General features: G+C 56.5%; 13 protein-coding genes. 6 read left to right on the top strand and 7 right to left on the bottom strand.

What is annotated here, in order from left to right; genetic code table 11:
• Window positions 1–14 precede the first annotated feature (14 nt).
• Window positions 15–1,745: an ABC transporter permease subunit gene (locus NC979_RS15865; RefSeq protein ID WP_190517244.1), complete on the bottom strand. Its 1,731-nt coding sequence runs from the start codon at window positions 1,743–1,745 to the stop codon at window positions 15–17.
• A 20-nt stretch (window positions 1,746–1,765) separates the two neighbouring features.
• On the opposite strand from NC979_RS15865, the gene NC979_RS15860 reads away from it, so the two are divergent.
• From NC979_RS15860 to NC979_RS15850, 3 genes are read left to right on the top strand one after another with little or no spacing between them, the layout of a single operon-like run.
• A complete protein-coding gene (locus tag NC979_RS15860; RefSeq protein WP_199308744.1) occupies window positions 1,766–2,092 on the top strand; it encodes a hypothetical protein in 327 nt (108 codons plus the stop codon).
• Window positions 2,093–2,107: 15 nt separating this feature from the next.
• Window positions 2,108–3,502 carry an argininosuccinate lyase gene (gene argH, locus NC979_RS15855; RefSeq protein WP_190517242.1) on the top strand — a complete coding sequence of 465 codons (1,395 nt, stop codon included), beginning with the start codon at window positions 2,108–2,110 and terminating at the stop codon, window positions 3,500–3,502.
• The gene (locus NC979_RS15850) at window positions 3,502–4,737 is read left to right on the top strand and encodes a tetratricopeptide repeat protein (protein WP_190517239.1); all 1,236 of its coding nucleotides are present in this window, start codon (window positions 3,502–3,504) and stop codon (window positions 4,735–4,737) included. Before argH ends, NC979_RS15850 begins: the two co-directional genes overlap by 1 nt.
• 146 nt (window positions 4,738–4,883) lie before the next feature.
• Here NC979_RS15850 and NC979_RS15845 read toward each other — a convergent pair whose 3' ends face one another.
• From NC979_RS15845 to NC979_RS15835, 3 genes are all read right to left on the bottom strand, one after another.
• On the bottom strand, window positions 4,884–5,525 hold the full coding sequence (locus NC979_RS15845; RefSeq protein WP_190517237.1) for a late competence development ComFB family protein: 642 nt from the start codon (window positions 5,523–5,525) through the stop codon (window positions 4,884–4,886).
• A gap of 349 nt (window positions 5,526–5,874) precedes the next feature.
• Complete coding sequence (gene clpB, locus NC979_RS15840; RefSeq protein WP_190517234.1) at window positions 5,875–8,490, bottom strand: ATP-dependent chaperone ClpB; 2,616 nt, start codon at window positions 8,488–8,490, stop codon at window positions 5,875–5,877.
• Window positions 8,491–8,686: 196 nt separating this feature from the next.
• Complete coding sequence (locus tag NC979_RS15835) at window positions 8,687–10,786, bottom strand: FAD-dependent oxidoreductase (protein ID WP_190517231.1); 2,100 nt, start codon at window positions 10,784–10,786, stop codon at window positions 8,687–8,689.
• Between the two features lie 436 nt (window positions 10,787–11,222).
• On the opposite strand from NC979_RS15835, the gene NC979_RS15830 reads away from it, so the two are divergent.
• From NC979_RS15830 to NC979_RS15820, 3 genes are all read left to right on the top strand, one after another.
• Window positions 11,223–11,783, top strand: coding sequence for a redoxin family protein (locus NC979_RS15830; RefSeq protein WP_190517229.1), 561 nt, complete (start codon window positions 11,223–11,225; stop codon window positions 11,781–11,783).
• Window positions 11,784–11,909: 126 nt separating this feature from the next.
• A complete protein-coding gene (gene katG, locus NC979_RS15825; RefSeq protein ID WP_431191075.1) occupies window positions 11,910–14,204 on the top strand; it encodes a catalase/peroxidase HPI in 2,295 nt (764 codons plus the stop codon).
• A 411-nt stretch (window positions 14,205–14,615) separates the two neighbouring features.
• Window positions 14,616–15,407, top strand: a complete 792-nt coding sequence (locus NC979_RS15820; RefSeq protein WP_190517226.1) for an SDR family NAD(P)-dependent oxidoreductase — start codon at window positions 14,616–14,618, stop codon at window positions 15,405–15,407.
• 440 nt (window positions 15,408–15,847) lie between these two features.
• On the opposite strand, the gene NC979_RS25385 is transcribed toward NC979_RS15820, so the two are convergent.
• From NC979_RS25385 to NC979_RS15805, 3 genes are all read right to left on the bottom strand, one after another.
• Window positions 15,848–16,345, bottom strand: a complete 498-nt coding sequence (locus tag NC979_RS25385) for an SUKH-3 domain-containing protein (protein WP_190517224.1) — start codon at window positions 16,343–16,345, stop codon at window positions 15,848–15,850.
• A 64-nt stretch (window positions 16,346–16,409) separates the two neighbouring features.
• Window positions 16,410–17,462 carry an oxidoreductase gene (locus NC979_RS15810; RefSeq protein WP_190517221.1) on the bottom strand — a complete coding sequence of 351 codons (1,053 nt, stop codon included), beginning with the start codon at window positions 17,460–17,462 and terminating at the stop codon, window positions 16,410–16,412.
• Window positions 17,463–17,539: 77 nt separating this feature from the next.
• On the bottom strand, window positions 17,540–18,082 hold the full coding sequence (locus NC979_RS15805; protein WP_190517219.1) for an REP-associated tyrosine transposase: 543 nt from the start codon (window positions 18,080–18,082) through the stop codon (window positions 17,540–17,542).
• Window positions 18,083–18,145: the final 63 nt, after the last annotated feature.

The raw sequence follows: 18,145 nt of genomic DNA, 5'->3' as shown, positions 1-18,145 counted from the left end.
ACTCCCTCCCCTTCTTACTCTCTCAAAACCCCGCGCAGCCGCTGACTCACTGCATCTATCCCAAAGGTCAGCACCACGAAAACTCCTAGGGTTATCATCACGCCGCTGTAGTCGAAGCTGCTGATTTGCTCGGTGAGCAAACGGCCTAGACCGCCGGCACCGACTAAGCCCACGATTACGGTCTCGCGCAGGCAGACTTCCCAGCGGTAGAGAATGTAGGCCAGAAAGCGGCCCAGGTTTTGGGGCAAAATGCCGTAGGCCACGATCGCAGTAGGGCCAGCCCCCAGGGTTCTGAGGGCACGGACGGGGCGATCATCTAGGTTCTCATTTACCTCGGCCATCAGCCGACCCAGGATGCCGAAGTTGTGCAAAGCGAGGGCCAGTGCCCCCGGTAGCACGCCGGGGAACAGCATATAGAGCAGCACCAGCGCCCAGATAGGGGCGGGGATAGCGCGGCTGATCAGCAGCACGAGCCGACTCAGACCCAGCAGCGTATAGGCTACCCAAGCGGATCCCCTTCGCTGACCAACGGGATGCAGCAGCCCCCCCGGCAGCAGAAAATTTTGGGCGGCGGGCAGCGAGACGAGTATGCCAAAAAGGCCAGCTAGGGCAATCGCCACCATCGACATTGCCACCGTTAGCCAGGAGAGTTGGGCTAAATTCACCAGCTCGGCCCAGGTTGGCAGGGGCGGCCAGCCAGTACCCAGCAATTCACCTAAGAGGCGCTGGGTGCGGGCCGACCACAGCACCCCCGCATCTAGCCGCAGCCACCACCAGCTCAGGGGGATCGCCGCGATCGCGCCCACCCATGACAGCTTTAGGAATCCATCTTGCCGGGGGGCCTGATGGGCGGGCCGAGACGAGGCACCTGGTTTGCGGTTGATGTCGAGACGGCTGGTGAAGCCCATGCGGCGGCGCACTAGGGCACTCCAAGCATCCACCGCACCATTGAGTAGAATCAGCGCGTAGAACCCGGTCCACAGCTGCTCGTAGCGCAGGGATTGCAGGCTGAGAAAAATTTCATAGCCCAGTCCTCCGGCTCCGATAATTCCTAAAACGGCGGAGGCCCTGAGGGAACATTCAAAGCGGTAAAAGGTATAGGAAAGCAGGTTGGGTAGCGCCTGGGGCAGCAGTCCGTAGACGAAGGCGGCGAGGGGCGGCGTGCCAGCGTTGAGCAAGGCGTGGAGCGGTTCAGGGGGCGTCTCGTCCAAAATTTCTGAGAAGACTTTGGCGACGATCGCCCCAAAGGGAATCGCGATCGCCAGCACCCCCACCAGCGGGTTCAGCCCCAGCACCTGCAGCAGCACCAGCCCCCAGATCAACTCGTGGATCGCCCGGGGAAAGGCCAACAGCCCCCGCCCCCCCAGCCATAGACAGCGGCGCAGCCCCCCAGCATTGCCAGGGAGGACCGTCTGCCACCACACGGCTGAGGAGAGCAGCCCGCCTACCAGCCCTAGCCCCACGCTGAGGGCCGTGCCCAGCACCGCATAGGCCAGGGTGACTAGGGCGGCGCGGCCCATGAGAACGACAAACTCGGGGCTGAGATCGGGGCGCAGGCTGGCGGCCAAAAACTCCCACAGCTGCGGCCAACCGCCCAGGTTAATCAGCTCGGCTCCAGGTCGCCCCAACCCCGCCTGGTAGGCAGCCAGGCCCAGGGTCGCCAAAACCGCTAGAGCGCTCGCTGTTTTTGGGTTCCAGAGGCTCGGTCGCAGCGGTATGGTGATAGTCTGTTGGGTGTTAACCACGCTCAGGTCGTCACCCCGCTATGGATGTCATGCCCCAGCCCCAAGGTTTTCTTTCGCAAAATGCTTCTCTGCTCTCTGTAGACACGCTGCTGCGCCCTATTACCCTAGGCGACAGCGACAGTTTCAGCGGCTATTTTACCGGAGTTGAGCTACCTCCCGTGGCTGGAGTGGCCGGACTCACGGTCGATACAGAGGCGTTATCTCCCGTGCTGGCCCAGCAGTTCGACCAAGACATTCTGGGGGATATGGTCGAAATTTGGAACAATTTTGTCGAGTCAGGACAGTTGTGGGCGCTGCTCTTCGGTATTGTGCTGGGATATTTCATCCGCAACCTGACTGCCTTCTAACCAGACTGCACAATAATGCAAACGCCCTCTTCCCAAACCTGGAGCCAGCGCTTTGAAACAGCGCTGCATCCGGCGATCGCGCTCTTCAACGCCAGCATTGGCTTCGACATTCAGCTGATTGAGTACGACCTCACCGGCTCAGAGGCCCACGCCAAAATGCTTGTTAAAACGGAGATCATCAGCCCCGAGGAGGGCGAGCAGATTGTCGCCGGGCTCGAAACCATTCGCCAAGAGTATCGCCGGGGCGAGTTTAATCCCGGTGTCGAGGCGGAGGACGTCCACTTTGCTGTGGAGCGGCGGCTGACGGAGCTGATTGGCGATGTGGGCAAAAAATTGCACACCGCCCGCAGCCGCAACGACCAGGTGGGTACTGACTTGCGCCTCTACCTGCGCGCTCAGATCGAGGCTATTCAGGGCCAGCTGCGCCAGTACCAGCAGACCCTGCTAAGCATTGCCGAAGAACATGTGGAAACCTTGATTCCGGGATACACACACCTTCAGCGGGCCCAGCCACTGAGTTTGGCCCACCATCTGCTGGCCTACTTCGACATGGCCCAACGCGACTGGGACCGGCTGCATGACCTGCAAAAGCGGGTAAATATTTCGCCCCTGGGCTGCGGGGCGTTGGCGGGCACCACCTTCCCCATCGATCGCCAGTATTCTGCCGATCTGCTGGGGTTTGAGAAAGTCTACGGCAACAGTTTGGATGGGGTGAGCGATCGCGACTTTGCGATCGAGTTTGCCTGCGCTGCCAGCCTGATCATGGTGCACCTGTCGCGCCTGTCTGAAGAAATGATCCTCTGGGCGTCGGAGGAGTTCAGCTTTGTCACCCTCAACGACAGCTGCTCCACCGGCTCCAGCATCATGCCCCAAAAGAAAAACCCCGATGTGCCCGAGCTGGTGCGGGGCAAAACCGGCCGCGTCTTTGGCCACCTGCAAGGCCTGCTAGTGATGATGAAGGGTCTGCCCCTGGCCTACAACAAAGACCTGCAAGAGGACAAAGAGGCGATCTTCGACACGGTCAACACCGTGCGCGGCTGCGTGGAGGCGATGACCATCCTGCTGGCCGAGGGGGTCAACTTCCGGGTGCCGCGCCTGCGTCAAGCGGTGAATGAAGACTACTCCAACGCCACCGATGTGGCCGACTATCTGGCCACCAAGGGGGTGCCCTTCCGCGAGGCCTACAACCTGGTAGGCAAGGTGGTGAAGACGTCCCTGGCAGCAGGCAAGCTGCTGCGAGAGCTGACCTTAGAAGAATGGCAGGCGATTCACCCCGCCTTTGAAGACGACATTTACGCAGCGATCGCCCCCCAGCAGGTGGTCTCGGCCCGCAACAGCTACGGCGGCACCGGCTTTGATCAGGTGCACCAGGCGATCGCACGGGCAAACCAGGTCCTAGGAGAAGGCTGATGATTAGCCTCTGCATGATTGTGAAGGACGAGGCCGCCACCTTGGCCCGCACGCTTGAGAGCGCCCAGGGAGTAGTGAACGAGATCGTGGTCGTCGATACGGGGTCAGTGGATGACACCGTGGCGATCGCCCAATCCTACGAAGCCAAAGTCCACAGCTTTGCCTGGGATAACGATTTCGCTGCTGCCCGCAACGAATCACTGCGCCACGCTACCGGGGATTGGGTACTGGTGCTCGATGCCGACGAGGTGCTGCTGCCAGAAACTGCTCAGGTGCTGCAACGGCTCGACCAGGGACAACCCCTAGGAGAGGTTGCCGCCGAAGATGTGCTGGCCGTGAACTTGTTGCGCCTAGAGTTGGGTGCTCCCCAGGCTCCCTACACGCTGATCACCCGCTGCTTTCGCCGCTTGCCTGAGATCACCTTCAACCGCCCCTACCACGAGACTGTGGACGACAGCGTGGCGGCACTACAGGCGCAGGATGCTCGCTGGCAGGTGATTACCCTGGGCGAAGTGGCCCTGCACCACACCGGCTACGACCCGGCTGTTGTCGTGCAGCGAGGCAAGTTCGACCGCGCCCGCACCGCGATGGAAGGCTATCTGGCAGAGCACCCGAACGACAGCTACCTGCTGAACAAGCTAGCGGCCCTCTACGTCGAGTCTGACCAGGCTGAGCTAGCCCTACCCCTGCTCGATCGCGCCCTAGCTGAGTCCGACACCTTGGACGAATTGACCCGCTATGAGCTGCACTACCACCGCGCCCTAGCCCAAGTCGACCGACCGAACCAAGCTGCCAGCGACTACGAAGCTGCCCTGACCGAGAGCGTTCCCCCCAGGCTCAAGCTGGGTGCGTGGATTAACTACGGCAGCTTAAAAAAGGCTCAGGGCGATCTGGAGGGGGCCGTTGAATTGTTTCAGCAGGCGATTGAGGCTGACCCAACCCTGGCGATCGCCCACTACAACCTGGGCACCGCCCACCGCGCTAGAGGCTATCTGGATGAGGCGATCGCCGCCTACCGTCAGGCGATCGCCCTCAACCCTAGCTATGCCGAAGCCCACCAAAACCTGGGGGTAGCCTTGTTTAAGCTCGGGCAGTTACCTGAGGCGCTGCAGGCCTTTAAGCGGGCGATCGCCCTTTACGAGGTTACCGATCCCGCTACGGCTGCCGGTCTGCGCAAAGGAGTCAGCGCTTTGGGCATCCCACCCCTACTGCTAGCTCAGGCCGGCTTTATGTAGGTGTAGCGCCACCAAAAGTTCGCTGGAGTGAGTACTGGGAGATACGGAAATCTCCAGCACAGAGATAACCTTTGTGCTGGAGGGTAAGTTCTGCTTTCGAAATCACCTTCAATGCCTAAGTGGCGATCGCTGGTTTCGGACCATTTCTACTGAGAGTAGCGGCTGTCGTTCCAGTCAAAGTTAGAGTTTGACGGCGCTGAGCCAGGATTGTGGGTTTTCTTCCACGAGACCTCAGAGCCGTAGGTGCCGGGTCGCCAGTAGTGACCGTGGTCAGGGTCAGTGCCGGGGGCGGCCATGTCAGGAGCATCGTTGCGGTAGCGGGTGCGGTGCGACGGTTCTTGGGCCGGGGCCGTGGGCGGTTGGTCGCCGCGACGACCAAGCAGGGACCGCAGGCGATTGATCGCGCCATCCCAATTGAGGTCGGGTTGCTTAAGCAGATCGCGTAGGGCACTGAGGGCAACGCTGGCCGCGTCGTCTTGCTGGTTGTGCAGCGGCTCAGACGCCCGAATCGGATCGACCTGAACAGCGGCAAAGGCTTGGCGAACCGCGCTTTTAATTTGGTTATGGAGTTCTCGCTTGGCCTTTTCATATTGAAGTTGCCGACCCTTCTCGCTGGAAGCGTAGAGCGAAGGCAGACGGTTGAGGGCGTAGGTCTCGACTTCTACCCGCTTGAGATACTTCAGCATGCGGGGCTGCATGGTTTTGACCTGCTTTTCTACCTCTTCAGAGACGAGCAGTTCCATCACATTCACGTAGGCATGTCTTGGAACGTCGTGATCAATTTTCATAGGGAACCCCACTTGCTATTGAACTAATCGGCGCAATGCCAGGGAAATCTGGTCCGCCACGAAGATGCTCCTGCTTGGTCACTCACTGCCGAAACCATATTAGAGGTGACGGATGGTAGCTGCATTGACTGACAAACCGCTATAGCAACAGTATGCCCAAATAGATTCCGAGAACCTACTGAAGAATATCTAAGCCTCTATACTAACGCTGCCAGTAAAAATGCCCATGACCCATATTGCCAAACCCAGATGAAGCTGCGCAACCGTAGCCCTTCAAAACGCTGCGGCTTGTTTCAAAGATTCACAACCTAGGGAAAGGAGCCCTTCCTTTCCCTAGGTTTTAAGCGGGCTAGACCTTGAGCAGGTCGGCGTTGAGCCGTCTAAAGGCAAGCCGCTCATTTTCGACATCCACATGGATGGTGTCGCCTTCGCCAAACTCACCGCGCAGAATCGATTTGGCAATTTGAGTTTCGAGCTCGCGCTGGATAGCCCGCTTCAGGGGACGAGCCCCATAGACGGGGTCGTAGCCAACTTCAGCCAAAAAGTCGAGGGCCGATTCGCTAAGTTTGACGGCCATCTTGCGGTCTTCAAGCCGGGCTTCGAGTCGGGCGACTTGCAGTTTGACAATTTCCCTCAGCTGCGACTTGAGCAACCCGTGGAAGATGATCATCTCATCGACTCGGTTGAGGAACTCGGGCCGGAAGTTGCCTCGCAGGGCATCCATCACCCGCGATTTCATTTCGTCGTACTTAGCGTCGTCGCCGGCCACGTCGAGAATGAACTGGGAGCCGATGTTGCTGGTCATGATGATGATGGAGTTTTTGAAGTCCACCGTGCGGCCCTGGGCATCGGTGACGCGGCCATCGTCAAGAATTTGCAGCATGACGTTAAACACGTCGGGGTGAGCCTTCTCGATCTCGTCGAACAGAATCACCGCAAAGGGGCGGCGGCGAATCGCCTCTGTGAGCTGACCGCCTTCGTCATAGCCGACGTAGCCCGGAGGCGCACCAATCAGGCGTGAGACGGCGTGCTTCTCCATGTATTCCGACATGTCGATGCGCACCAAAGCCTCTTCGGTGTCGAACAGGTAGGCGGCTAGAGCCTTGGCCAACTCGGTTTTGCCCACGCCAGTGGGACCGAGGAAGATGAAGCTGGCGATCGGACGATTGGGATCGGCGAGGCCTGCCCGCGATCGCTGAATCGCATCGGCCACCGCCGTCACTGCCTCCTCCTGGCCGATCACCCGCTGGTGCAGTTCGTCTTCGAGCAGCAAGAGCTTCTGCATTTCAGACTGCACTAGCTTGCTGACCGGAATGCCCGTCCACTTGGAGATGATTTCAGCGATGTCTGCTTCAGTCACCTCTTCGCGCAGCAGGGTTTTGCCGGTGGTCTGGGTGTCGGCTAGCTGAGTTTCAGCGGTTTCGAGCTGGCGCTGGAGCTCGGTGAGCTTGCCGTACTTGAGTTCGGCCGCCCGATTCAGGTCGTAGTCGCGCTCGGCCTGCTGAATTTCGATGTTGACCTGGTCGATCTCTTCTTTGACCGACTGAATGTTGTCGATGGTGTCTTTTTCAGACTGCCACTGGGCATTCAGGGCGCTCTGCTGCTCTTTGAGATCGGCTAGCTCGCGCTCGATGCGCTCTAGGCGCTCTAGGGAGGCGGCGTCGACTTCTTTTTTCAGCGATAGGCGCTCCATTTCGAGCTGAAGAATTTTGCGATCGACTTCATCTAGCTCTTCGGGCTTGGAGGTAATCTCCATCTTCAGCTTGGCGGCGGCTTCGTCCACTAGGTCGATGGCCTTGTCGGGCAGGAAGCGATCCGAGATGTAGCGGGTCGAGAGGGTGGCAGCAGCTACCAGGGCGCTGTCGGAGATTTTGACCCCGTGGTGTACCTCGTAGCGTTCTTTCAAACCGCGCAGAATTGAGATGGTGTCGGGCACGGTGGGCTGGTCAACATAGACCTGCTGGAAGCGGCGCTCTAGGGCGGCGTCTTTTTCGATGTATTTGCGGTACTCATCCAGCGTTGTTGCGCCGATACAGCGCAGCTCGCCCCGAGCCAGCATGGGCTTTAGCAGGTTGCCGGCATCCATGGCCCCCTGGGTGGCCCCGGCCCCCACTACGGTGTGAATCTCGTCGATAAAGAGAACGATTTGCCCTTCGGAGTCGGTGACTTCTTTGAGCACCGACTTGAGGCGCTCTTCAAATTCGCCACGATATTTAGCCCCGGCAATTAGCGCGCCCATGTCGAGGGCGATCAGCTGGCGGTCTTTGAGGGATTGGGGCACGTCACCGCTGACAATGCGCTGGGCCAGACCTTCGGCGATCGCAGTCTTACCTACCCCCGGCTCACCAATCAGCACCGGGTTGTTTTTCGTGCGGCGCGAAAGAATTTGGATAGTGCGGCGAATCTCATCGTCACGGCCAATCACGGGGTCGAGCTTGCCCCGCCGAGCGGCATCGGTGAGGTCGCGCCCATATTTTTCGAGGGATTGATACTTGCCTTCGGGGTTTTGATCGGTCACTTTTTGGGTGCCTCGAATATCTTGAATAGCCTGCTTGAGCTTAGCTTCGCTCAAGCCTAAATCTTGAAACAGAGCTTTTCCAAAGCGTGTGTCGCCAGGGTAAGCCAATATCAGGTGCTCGATGGAAATATATTCGTCACCGTAGTCTTTTTTGTACCGGTCGGCGCGATCGAGCAGGGCATCGAGGGATTTGCCCAGATATACCGATGAGCCACTGCCCGAGACCTTGGGCTGGCTGTTGATAAAGGCTTCGGTGCGATCGCGCAGCACCTGCCCGTTCATCCCCAGCTTGGCAAAAATGCTGCTGGCCAGACCATCTTGATCGAGCAGCGCCAGCATCAGGTGGTAGCTCTCGATCTGCTGTTGCTGGGACTGCTTGGCAATATCCTGCGATCGCACAATGGCATCCCAGGCTTTTTCAGTAAATTGGCTTTGGGTGGGTTGCATAGGCTTCGCTCTCTCGAGTTACTCCATAAAATCTCTGTATGGTTGCATTGTAGGGAGAGTGTCCTATCCAGCAGGATCGGTGTTCACGATTGTTCTCAGGCGGGTTGCCGCCAGCTGCCAAAAGGAGTGCATGACCAGGCCATGCACTCCTTTTGGGTTGTCTCTAGATGTGGTGGGAGGCTAAAGCCGTTTCAGTTTACCAAGGCCGCCAGTTGCCCCAGTCCTCATTGAAGATCGAGGTGTTCGGAAACTGCACCGGGTTGCCGCTAGTTTGCAGCTCGGTCCGCAGCTGGTCGAGCAGGGGCTCGTAGCTAGGCAGATCATCCACCAGCTCGTAGGGCAGCACCCCATTGCGCAGCGAGAAGTCGATGGAGTGAGCCGCAGCGGCCCCCACCGACCACTCAAAGGAATGCACCCGGTAAGCGGCGGCGGCGCTGTAGCTAGCGGCGATGCTCTTGCTGGCCACCAGCATGTTGTCTACCCGCTGGGGAATCATTGCCCGCAGGGGAATTTGGGCGGGGTAGGCCTGGCCATGGGCCTGACGCACGCCGGGGCGCTCAATGTTGCCGGGTTTTTCGGCGGGGTACTCAGCCATGCAGGGGTGAAAGTCGATCGCATACTGGGCAATGCCCACGGTGTCGGGGTAGAGGCGCGATCGCGCTCGAATCGGGAAAGTATTCGGGTCAGCATCGGGCTCAAAGGTATCTATCGTCCCTAAACCCGCTAGGTAGCGCCGTAGAGACGTATAGGTGTCCTCGTCTAGGTTCTCTCGGTAGAACTCGGCGGTAAAATCGTTCCACGAAAAGTCGACCTCGCTGATCATGAACCCATTTTCGTAGCCGTAGGAGGGCCGACCAATAATCCGCCGCGCCTCGCGAATGTAGGGATACTTCGACAGGCCGTGGGCTGTATTCATGGGGGAATCTAACCCCTGCAAATAGACGTTATAGGGTTCGGGCTCTTTCCAAGAGTCGTCGATCTGTGAGTCGGTGGTGCCGGTAGTCAACCAGTAGAAAAAGCCGATCGCATTCTCTTCACCCTTGCGCAGGGTGTCGGCCCGCAGGCCCCCCAGCCAGCCGCCCGGCTCTAGCTGGCCACTGGCCGCCAGCTGATCTTCGGTGAGAATCAGGTTGTCCTGCTCGGTGCCGGGGCGGTAGTCGTTACCCCAAGTCCAGTTCTGCATCGAGATGTCGCCCACGCCCGGACGAGGTACGCCAGAGATTTTCGCTTCCGTTTGGGGTGAGGCATTCCACAGGCGGCGGTAGGTAAAGACAAAGTCGAAGTGATCCTGGGCGTTTTTCAGCGAGTCGCGCTCGCGCTCCCAGCTGTAGTAGGGCTCGTAGTTGGCATAAAAGTCGGGCACATCATAGGTCTGGGGCTCGGCGGTGCGCTCCATGGCAAAGGTGTAGGTAAAGCCCTGGGTGCAGTAGGGGTCGCGCTCTTGCACGGGCGACGAGGGGTTGAGGGGCGATCTCGGATCTAACCCCAGCTCATAGGGCACCTCGGCTAGGGCAATCAGCTCGCCGGTCTCAGTGGCCTCGACCACAAACCAATCCACCTTGCTATCGGGGGCATTCTCCACCCGCTCTAGCTCGATGCCTGCGGGCACAAACTGAATAATTTCCTTCGACAGACGAGCCGAGTCGTCGTAGGTGTAGGCATCTTCAATAATTGCAGAGAGAAAGTCGCTGTTGAGGGGGGCGGTGCCCGGTGCGGGGCTGTGGCGAATCGCGACCACCTCTTCGATCTGAGTGCCATCGGCGTTTAGGCTCAGGTCTTTGACCACCGTATTGGGGAACCACTTGAGTTCGCCGCCGCCCTTGCGCTCGGCCTCGGCCAGCATTTCCATCAATATGGCGTTGGCATCGGCGGGCAAAAAGCAGGAGGCGCTCACCCAGCAGCCGCCGGGGTTGAGCTTGCCGTACTTAGCTTCGACGCGATCGCGCAACTCCTTATATCCCCGCGAATAAAATAGCTGCCGCCGCTGCTCCCGCGACTCATCCAGCGCCGTGGTGCCTTGGGATGAGATCTGCCCCCCTACCCAGTCGGTTAGTTCGGTCATACAGACGGTGTGGCCCATCATCAAGCTTTCGTAAGCGGTTGCGGTACCGGCTAGGCCACCACCGACAATCAGCAGCTCGCACTCCACAACCTGGTCGGGAGCCTGGGGCAGCTGGGCCACGCGGGGCGACACCGACTCTTGGGCCTGGGCGTTGCCAATCGGCAAAGGAATAGAACCGGCAACCAGCGTAGAGGCTAAGATGGGAGCCGTCAGAGCGCGAAAAAAGCGTTTCATAGCAAACCAAAGGGGGCGTATCGATTGCACCCTCTAGCTTATCGGCTGTTTGTAAGGTTCGGCTATAGGTGGCGAAAGGTTGGGCATTGCTAAATCTAAATATAGAAATGTGGCCCGCACCTAGCCGTAGACAGATTCCATTTTGTAGAGATATTACGTGTTGCAAAACACTTTTACCTTTGTGCCCCCAGAGCAGTTTTGCTTGATTAAGCTTGCAGTATGCAAACTCGTAGTGAGTATGACTTAATGCTGCTTAAGTTTGTGACCCCAATTGGTACTTAGTAAAGCTCCAGCCATGCTGGGTCAACTCGATAGATTTGACCGTTTCTGCTAACGCCGTGCGCAAGCTGGTGGCTAACGGTCAGTCACTCTACTTATCAGTCTCTTAGTTAAGAAGGGCCTAACTGATATTGAATGCGAGTAAGGAGCTGGGCACATGTTTTTCAACTATGAGGGCCAGCATGTTCCTCAAGTCACCTTTCGAATGTTTGCAGAGGTAGGTGGGTACGAACTTTCGACGGCGGATCTTTTTGATCACAAAACCGTGGTGGCATTTGCAGTGCCAGGAGCTTTTGCCTGCCCACATTCTCCGGTTCAACTGTTAGCCTACAACGAGTATGCCGCAGTCTTTCGAGCGAACGACGTCGACGAAATTCTTTGCATTTCGGTAAATGATCCGTTTTCGCTAGCGGCTTGGGCTCAAGCAGAAGGAGCCGATCAGGTGCGCTTTATACCCGATGTCAATGGTGACTTCACCCGCCAAATGGGGATGATGGTAAACCTTTTTGACAAAGGGATGGGATACCGATCTTGGCGCTATTCCATGCTCGTGAAAGATAGCGTGATTGAAAAAATGTTTGTCGAACGAGAGGGCTTTGAGGCGATGCCGATGGTTTCTAATGCTGAGACGATGTTGAACTATATCAATCCAGAAGCTAAGCAGCCGGAGCAGACGGCTGTGCTGATGCAGATGTGGCGGACGATGCTTTCTACCTAGGAAAAACCAGTTACACAGAGAAGAAACAAACCCACCTAAACCACAATCAGGAAAGGAATTATGACGAGTAGCCAAATGAGATGTCCGTTCCCAATGAGTGGCAAGCTAATGGAAATTTGGCGAGCCATATCATCTGTCCTGGCATCGAGTAGCGCAGAACAGATCGAGGCCAGTACGCCCCAGCCCACGACATCCGATGCCGTCAGTAGCACCAGCAAATGCCCTGTCTTGTCTGGACCTCGAACTCGGATTGGGACTTCGAACCAAGAGTGGTGGCCGAATGCTTTGAATTTGAATATTCTCCATCAGCACTCAGCCAAGGCCAATCCTATGGGTGAGGACTTTAACTACGCTGAGCAGTTCAAGAGCCTCGATTTAGCTGCTGTAAGGGCAGACATCTATGAGCTGATGACCACCTCCCAAGACTGGTGGCCCGCTGACTATGGTCACTATGGGCCGCTCTTCATTCGGATGGCGTGGCACAGTGCCGGCACCTATCGGATTGGTGATGGTCGCGGCGGTGCGGGTTCGGGTAGTCAGCGATTTGAGCCGCTCAACAGCTGGCCCGATAATGCCAACCTTGATAAGGCGCGCATGCTGCTTTGGCCGATTAAACAGAAATACGGCAACAAAATTTCCTGGGCCGACCTGATGATCTTTGCCGGCAACTGTGCCCTGGAGTCAATGGGCTTCAAAACATTGGGCTTTGCTGGCGGGCGTGTGGATGTTTGGGAGCCAGAGCTAGACATCTACTGGGGCTCTGAGAAAGCTTGGCTCGGCAATGAGCGTTACGAAGGCGATCGCGTGCTGCTAAACCCCCTCGCTGCCGTGCAGATGGGCCTAATCTACGTGAACCCAGAAGGGCCAGATGGCGAGCCTGACCCGCTGGGCTCAGGGCGCGATATTCGCGAGACCTTTAAGCGAATGGCGATGAACGATGAGGAAACCGTCGCCCTCACTGCGGGCGGGCATACCTTTGGCAAATGCCACGGCGCAGGTGAGACAACCCACGTCGGTCCTGAACCTGGGGGTTCCACCATCGTCGATCAGGGCCTCGGCTGGAAGAACGCCTTCAACACGGGAGTCGGCGTCGATGCGACCACCAGCGGTATCGAAGGTGCATGGACCCCCACGCCGACGCAGTGGGACAACAGCTACCTCGAAACCCTGTTCAAGTATGACTGGGAGCTGACTAAGAGCCCCGCTGGCGCGTGGCAGTGGAAGCCCAAGGGCGATGCTGGCGCGGGTACGGTGCCCGATGCCCACGATCCGTCGAAGCGGCACGCTCCCATGATGACCACCGCAGACATGTCCATGAAGGTGGACCCCACGTATAACCAGATTGCCCAGCGCTACCGCGACAACCCAGACGAGTTTGCAGAGCAGTTTGCCAAGGCCTGGTTTAAGCTGACCCACCGCGACATGGGACCGCGATCGCGCTACCTCGGCCCTGAGGTGCCCCAGGAAGAGTTCCTATGGCAAGACCCTGTCCCCGCCGTTGATCATGACTTGATTGACGAGCAGGATATCGCCGCGCTCAAAGCTAAAATCCTTGAATCAGGGCTGTCGGTTTCCCAACTGGTTTCTACCGCCTGGGCGTCGGCATCCACGTTCCGCTGCTCTGACATGCGCGGTGGGGCAAACGGGGCCCGCATTCGTTTGGAGCCTCAGAAGAATTGGGAGGTCAACCAGCCCGAGCAATTGGCCACGGTGCTGCAAACCCTGGAGGGCATTCAGCAGGAGTTCAACAGCTCGCAGTCGGGCGGCAAGCGGGTTTCGATCGCAGACTTGATCGTGCTAGGCGGCTGCGCCGGCATTGAGCAGGCGGCGAAAAACGCCGGTCACGACGTGACGGTGCCCTTCAAGCCAGGACGCACCGATGCTACCCAAGAGAAAACGGATGTAGAATCCTTTGCTCCCCTAGAGCCGACCGCCGACGGATTCCGCAACTACACGAGCGGCAGGCATAGCGAATCCCTGGAAGAACTGCTGATTGATCGGGCGCAGTTGATGGGCCTGTCGGCCCCGCAGATGACGGCTCTTGTCGGTGGCCTGCGCGTTTTGGGGGCAAACTTTGGCGGGTATAAGCATGGCGTCTTCACCGATCGCCCCGAGACCCTGACCAACGATTTCTTCGTCAACCTGCTCGACCTGGGCGTGAAATGGAAGGCGACCTCTGAGAATGAGTATGAGTTTGAAGGGAGCGATCGCAGAACTGGCCAACAAAAGTGGATCGCTACTCGCGTTGACCTGATCTTTGGCTCAAACTCGCAGCTCCGCGCCCTGGCGGAAGTCTACGGAGCTTTGGACTCGCAGCAGAAGTTTGTGAATGACTTTGTGGCGGCGTGGGATCAGGTGATGAACCTCGATCGCTATGATCTGCGCTCAGTCTTAGCGGAAACCTCTACGCGGGGATTCTAACCCTAGCGTGAGGCTGCGCTAACTAGAGGTCAGAGGCAGAAATGAGAGCTGCGTTTCAACTCGTCTTGAAGCGCAGCTCTCTACTTTAAGGCTTGACACCAAAGCTGCCTACAGCTCTACTTACGGCTAAAAAAATGACGGGACTGCCAGACTTCAACCCGTTAAGCCACATTCAGAGTAGAGCTAGCATCTCGATAAATTTCATTACTTGCCTTGAGGTTTAACAGGTCAGTTCAGCGGCACGAAGCAGCCCTCGAGACTTCACCGGAGCGCTATGCACTGCAACTAAGTAGTTAGATACAGATACTGCGTTACTACTCCCTTAATTACCGTAGTAATAGCTCTTCGGAATGATGCAGAGACTATGAACTTAGTCGAATATACTCTGGTAGAGTAAAATAATAAACCGGCATGACGACAGCCTTGATTACCGGAGCCTCTGCTGGCATTGGTGCAGCATTTGCCCAACAACTAGCAGCACATCAAACCGATCTTGTGCTGGTTGCTCGTTCCCAGGACAAATTACAGGAACTTGCTGATTCCCTCAAGCATCAACATCAAATTCAAGTAGATGTTATCGTCCAAGACTTGACAGCACCAGACGCGACAGAAATTATCTTTCAAACTGTACAACAACTTGGACGATCGATCGACCTATTGGTCAACGATGCTGGCATTGGAGATTACGGCGATTTTGCTGAAAGCGATCGCAATTTTCAGCTCAAAACGGTGCAACTCAATATTGCGACAATTGTGGATTTGAGCCATCGCTTTTTGACTGGAATGCGGCAGCGTCGAACTGGAGGAATCATCAACCTGTCTTCGGTGGGTGCGTTTCAGTCTATGCCCTACTTCTCTATCTATGCGGCAACAAAAGCCTTTGTTCTCAGCTTTAGTGAAGCGTTGTGGGCAGAGAACCGCAGCTATGGAGTGCATGTGTTAGCTGTTTGCCCAGGACCAGTTGGCGTTAAGTTTTTTCAAGAAGCAGGGTTTCCGTCGACCCTGGTTGATGTGGCTATAAAATTCGATACGCCGATTGAAACTGTTGTACGAGATGCCTTAAAAGCTTTTGAAAAGCGAGAGCCCATCGTGATTCCTGGCAATCCAATCAATCCCATTCTTGCTACGCTACCTAGGTTTGTGCCACGAGAGTGGATTTCTAGCTTCTGGAAGTTGGTATTGGGATATGATTTCGAAAAATAATAATATTCCCACTTCCTATCTGTGGCCTAATGGAACAAACCAACTCTGATAAAGCAAATGAAACTACACCTTCATCTGCAATATCTAGTGCCTTAATTGTGCCTTAGGCAGGTCATCGTGACGGACAACGCTAGCTTCCACAAGTCTCAGCACACTCAAGGCTTAATTGAGCAGGCTGGTTGCACAGTCCTGTTCATACCACCTATTCGCCAGACTTCAACAAGATTGAAAAACTCTAGGCTTTGCTAAAACATTATTTTCGCAAGACGCTAAGCGCTCTCGATACCCTCTGGAACGCCGTCGATGATGCCTGTAGAAACCTGTCCTAACTATCCTGTGCACTGCTAGCTAAGCCGCTCAATGCATCCGCTCCGAAGAGAAGCCTGCTCATTCACGTCGGATGCATTGGGCACATCGTTGGGTTTCCCCGCAGGGCAAAGCTAATACCTGTACACCTCAGGACTCTCGGCCGTATAAATCTCCCCGTATACCATTACCGACTCTTCCCCCGGCAATAGCATTGGACGTGAGCGCCTCCCCAATAGCAGATTCCGCGCTGCCTGATTGAAATTATCACCTTCAAAACAGAACGTATCCTGTAGCCCTAGGCTGTAGCATTTCCCAACGGCGTCTATGAATAGTTCCCCGTGCGAGTGGTGATACTCTGCGACCCCGATGAGTTTCGTTTTAAGCAAATCATTCCACTTCCCCACGGCATCTTCACTGTCCTCGATCAAGCCGAAGATGATGTCGCTCGCTGCACATTCTTCGCCCAGCCCGACACGACCGACCCTTAAGCCACTGAATGTGGACAAGATCATGGCTGCTGGGTGCCCCTCCGGAATTAAACTTTGTGCTTTGTTTGGTAAAGCGACTCTGCGCTCTGGGTACCAACCAGCGCTCTGGAAGAAAGGAAGTATGTCAGTCGGAATTTCCATTACTCATGTTTACTTTTGCTGAAGGGTTAGCGCTTTCTAGCCCTCCCTCGCTACTGGGTTCAATTTACACAGAGAGGGGAAGCGTGCATTTTTGTTCGTTACTTTGCATTGCTAGCTCGATGATGCGAATGGTGTCTCGCGCCTCTTCGGGCTTAACCGCTAGCTCGGCGCGTCCGGCGATCGCATCAGCTACGTTTTGATAATAGGCCTGGTAGCTGCCCGCCAGCGTTTCCACCTGCCCTTCTACGTGCAGCCCGTCGATTTGCGTGTTGAGCATTCCCCAGCGCTCCTTTGGCTCCTCACCCCAGCCAGGTTCAGCCGGGGTGAGGCCGCGCTTTAGCGCCTCCTCTTGCGGGTCCATGCCATATTTGACGAAGGATCCTGCCGAGCCGTGCAGAATGAAATGGGGCTCCTGCCCGCGCACCAGCATTCCCCCTTTGAGAATCACTTTGAGCCCGTTGTAGTGCAGCGTTAGATCAAAATTGTCGATCGCCTGGGCAAAATCGCGCTGCACTCTGAGGTCGGCAGTCACCATCTGCGGCAAGCCAAATAAAACCTGCGCCTGATCGATCAGGTGAGAGCCAAGATCGAAGAGAATACCGCTGCCCTCGCCCGCTTCTTCTCGCCAGGCGTTGGGCCGAAGGAAATTTCTGAAGCGATCGTAATGGGCCTCGTATTCGACCAAACGGCCCAGAAGATTGGTGCTCAACAGCTGTTTTACGGTCTGAAAATCGCCATCCCACCGCCGGTTGTGATGGACGCTGATCAGCCTGTTTTGCTTGCGCGCCAGATCGATCAACTGCTGGGCCTGGGCCGACGATGTGGTGAATGGCTTTTCGACCACAACGTGCTTGTTAGCGAGTAGGGACTGGCTGGCCAACTCAAAATGGGAGCGATTGGGAGTCGCGATCACGACTAGGTGAATTGCTTCGTCTTGCAGAAGGGTGGCGGCGTCTTGCACCACCTCAACCGATGGAGCGCGATCGAGCGCGGGGTCGTGATGGCGCGTTACAACTTTCGTTAGCCTCAGGTGAGGAACTGACTGAATAACCGGCACGTGGAAGGTACGAGCCGCCATGCCATAGCCAATCAGCCCGACGCAGATTTCATCCACCATTTAGTCACCAGAAATTAGCAGGGTAGGTTGGGTGAAACGCAGTGAAACCCAACACCTTCAACCTAAGCTTTCATCTCTTACTCACGACCAATTTCTTCATCAAACTCAACTGCTTGTGTTGTGCCCCAATCTGCCGAATAAGCCCCATCTGCAACATGGCGGTGAAAGCTCGAATAGGGCCAATCTTTCGGTCCACTTACCAAATTGTGTTTCACCGGATTGTAGTGAATGTAATCTACATGCTGGCTAAAGTCGGCCTCATTGCGAATTTGATGTTCCCAAAACCGTCGCTGCCAGATGGCTTGCTCTCCTTTGCGAAGGCGGGCAGTAGATTGTTGTTGTTTGTAGTCTTCAGGGCACCACAGGCTAAACCGGGCTTTGATGCGCTTCCACCGGGAGGGAAAGTCGGCGTCACCTTGGGGCAGGGACCAAATGCTGTGGACATGGTCGGGCAAAATGACGATAGCGTCGATGGTGAAGGGAGACTCTGTTTTGGCGATATGAAAGGCTTTGCGAAGTAGGGCTACGGTTTCGTTGCTGTGAAACAGGGATTGCCGATTGTAAGTGACGACAGTAAAAAAGTAAGTGGCCCCTGGGGTTTGGGCTCGGCGGTAGCGCATGGATGGGTGAAGGAATTTGTGCGCTTGGGGTGGAGTTATTTGGTAGGAAAACTATCAGGGAAG

Source organism: Leptolyngbya subtilissima AS-A7 (assembly GCF_039962255.1).
Taxonomy (GTDB): Bacteria; Cyanobacteriota; Cyanobacteriia; order Phormidesmidales; family Phormidesmidaceae; genus Nodosilinea.
This window is presented reverse-complemented; position numbering and strand designations above follow the sequence as displayed.

Coding starts and splice junctions, on each gene's coding strand:
- NC979_RS15860 (WP_199308744.1), top strand. CDS start 1,766: ATGGATGTCATGCCCCAGCCCCAAGGTTTTCTTTCGCAAAATGCTTCT.
- argH (WP_190517242.1), top strand. CDS start 2,108: ATGCAAACGCCCTCTTCCCAAACCTGGAGCCAGCGCTTTGAAACAGCG.
- NC979_RS15850 (WP_190517239.1), top strand. CDS start 3,502: ATGATTAGCCTCTGCATGATTGTGAAGGACGAGGCCGCCACCTTGGCC.
- NC979_RS15845 (WP_190517237.1), bottom strand. CDS start 5,525: ATGAAAATTGATCACGACGTTCCAAGACATGCCTACGTGAATGTGATG.
- clpB (WP_190517234.1), bottom strand. CDS start 8,490: ATGCAACCCACCCAAAGCCAATTTACTGAAAAAGCCTGGGATGCCATT.
- NC979_RS15835 (WP_190517231.1), bottom strand. CDS start 10,786: ATGAAACGCTTTTTTCGCGCTCTGACGGCTCCCATCTTAGCCTCTACG.
- NC979_RS15830 (WP_190517229.1), top strand. CDS start 11,223: ATGTTTTTCAACTATGAGGGCCAGCATGTTCCTCAAGTCACCTTTCGA.
- NC979_RS15820 (WP_190517226.1), top strand. CDS start 14,616: ATGACGACAGCCTTGATTACCGGAGCCTCTGCTGGCATTGGTGCAGCA.
- NC979_RS25385 (WP_190517224.1), bottom strand. CDS start 16,345: ATGGAAATTCCGACTGACATACTTCCTTTCTTCCAGAGCGCTGGTTGG.
- NC979_RS15810 (WP_190517221.1), bottom strand. CDS start 17,462: ATGGTGGATGAAATCTGCGTCGGGCTGATTGGCTATGGCATGGCGGCT.
- NC979_RS15805 (WP_190517219.1), bottom strand. CDS start 18,082: ATGCGCTACCGCCGAGCCCAAACCCCAGGGGCCACTTACTTTTTTACT.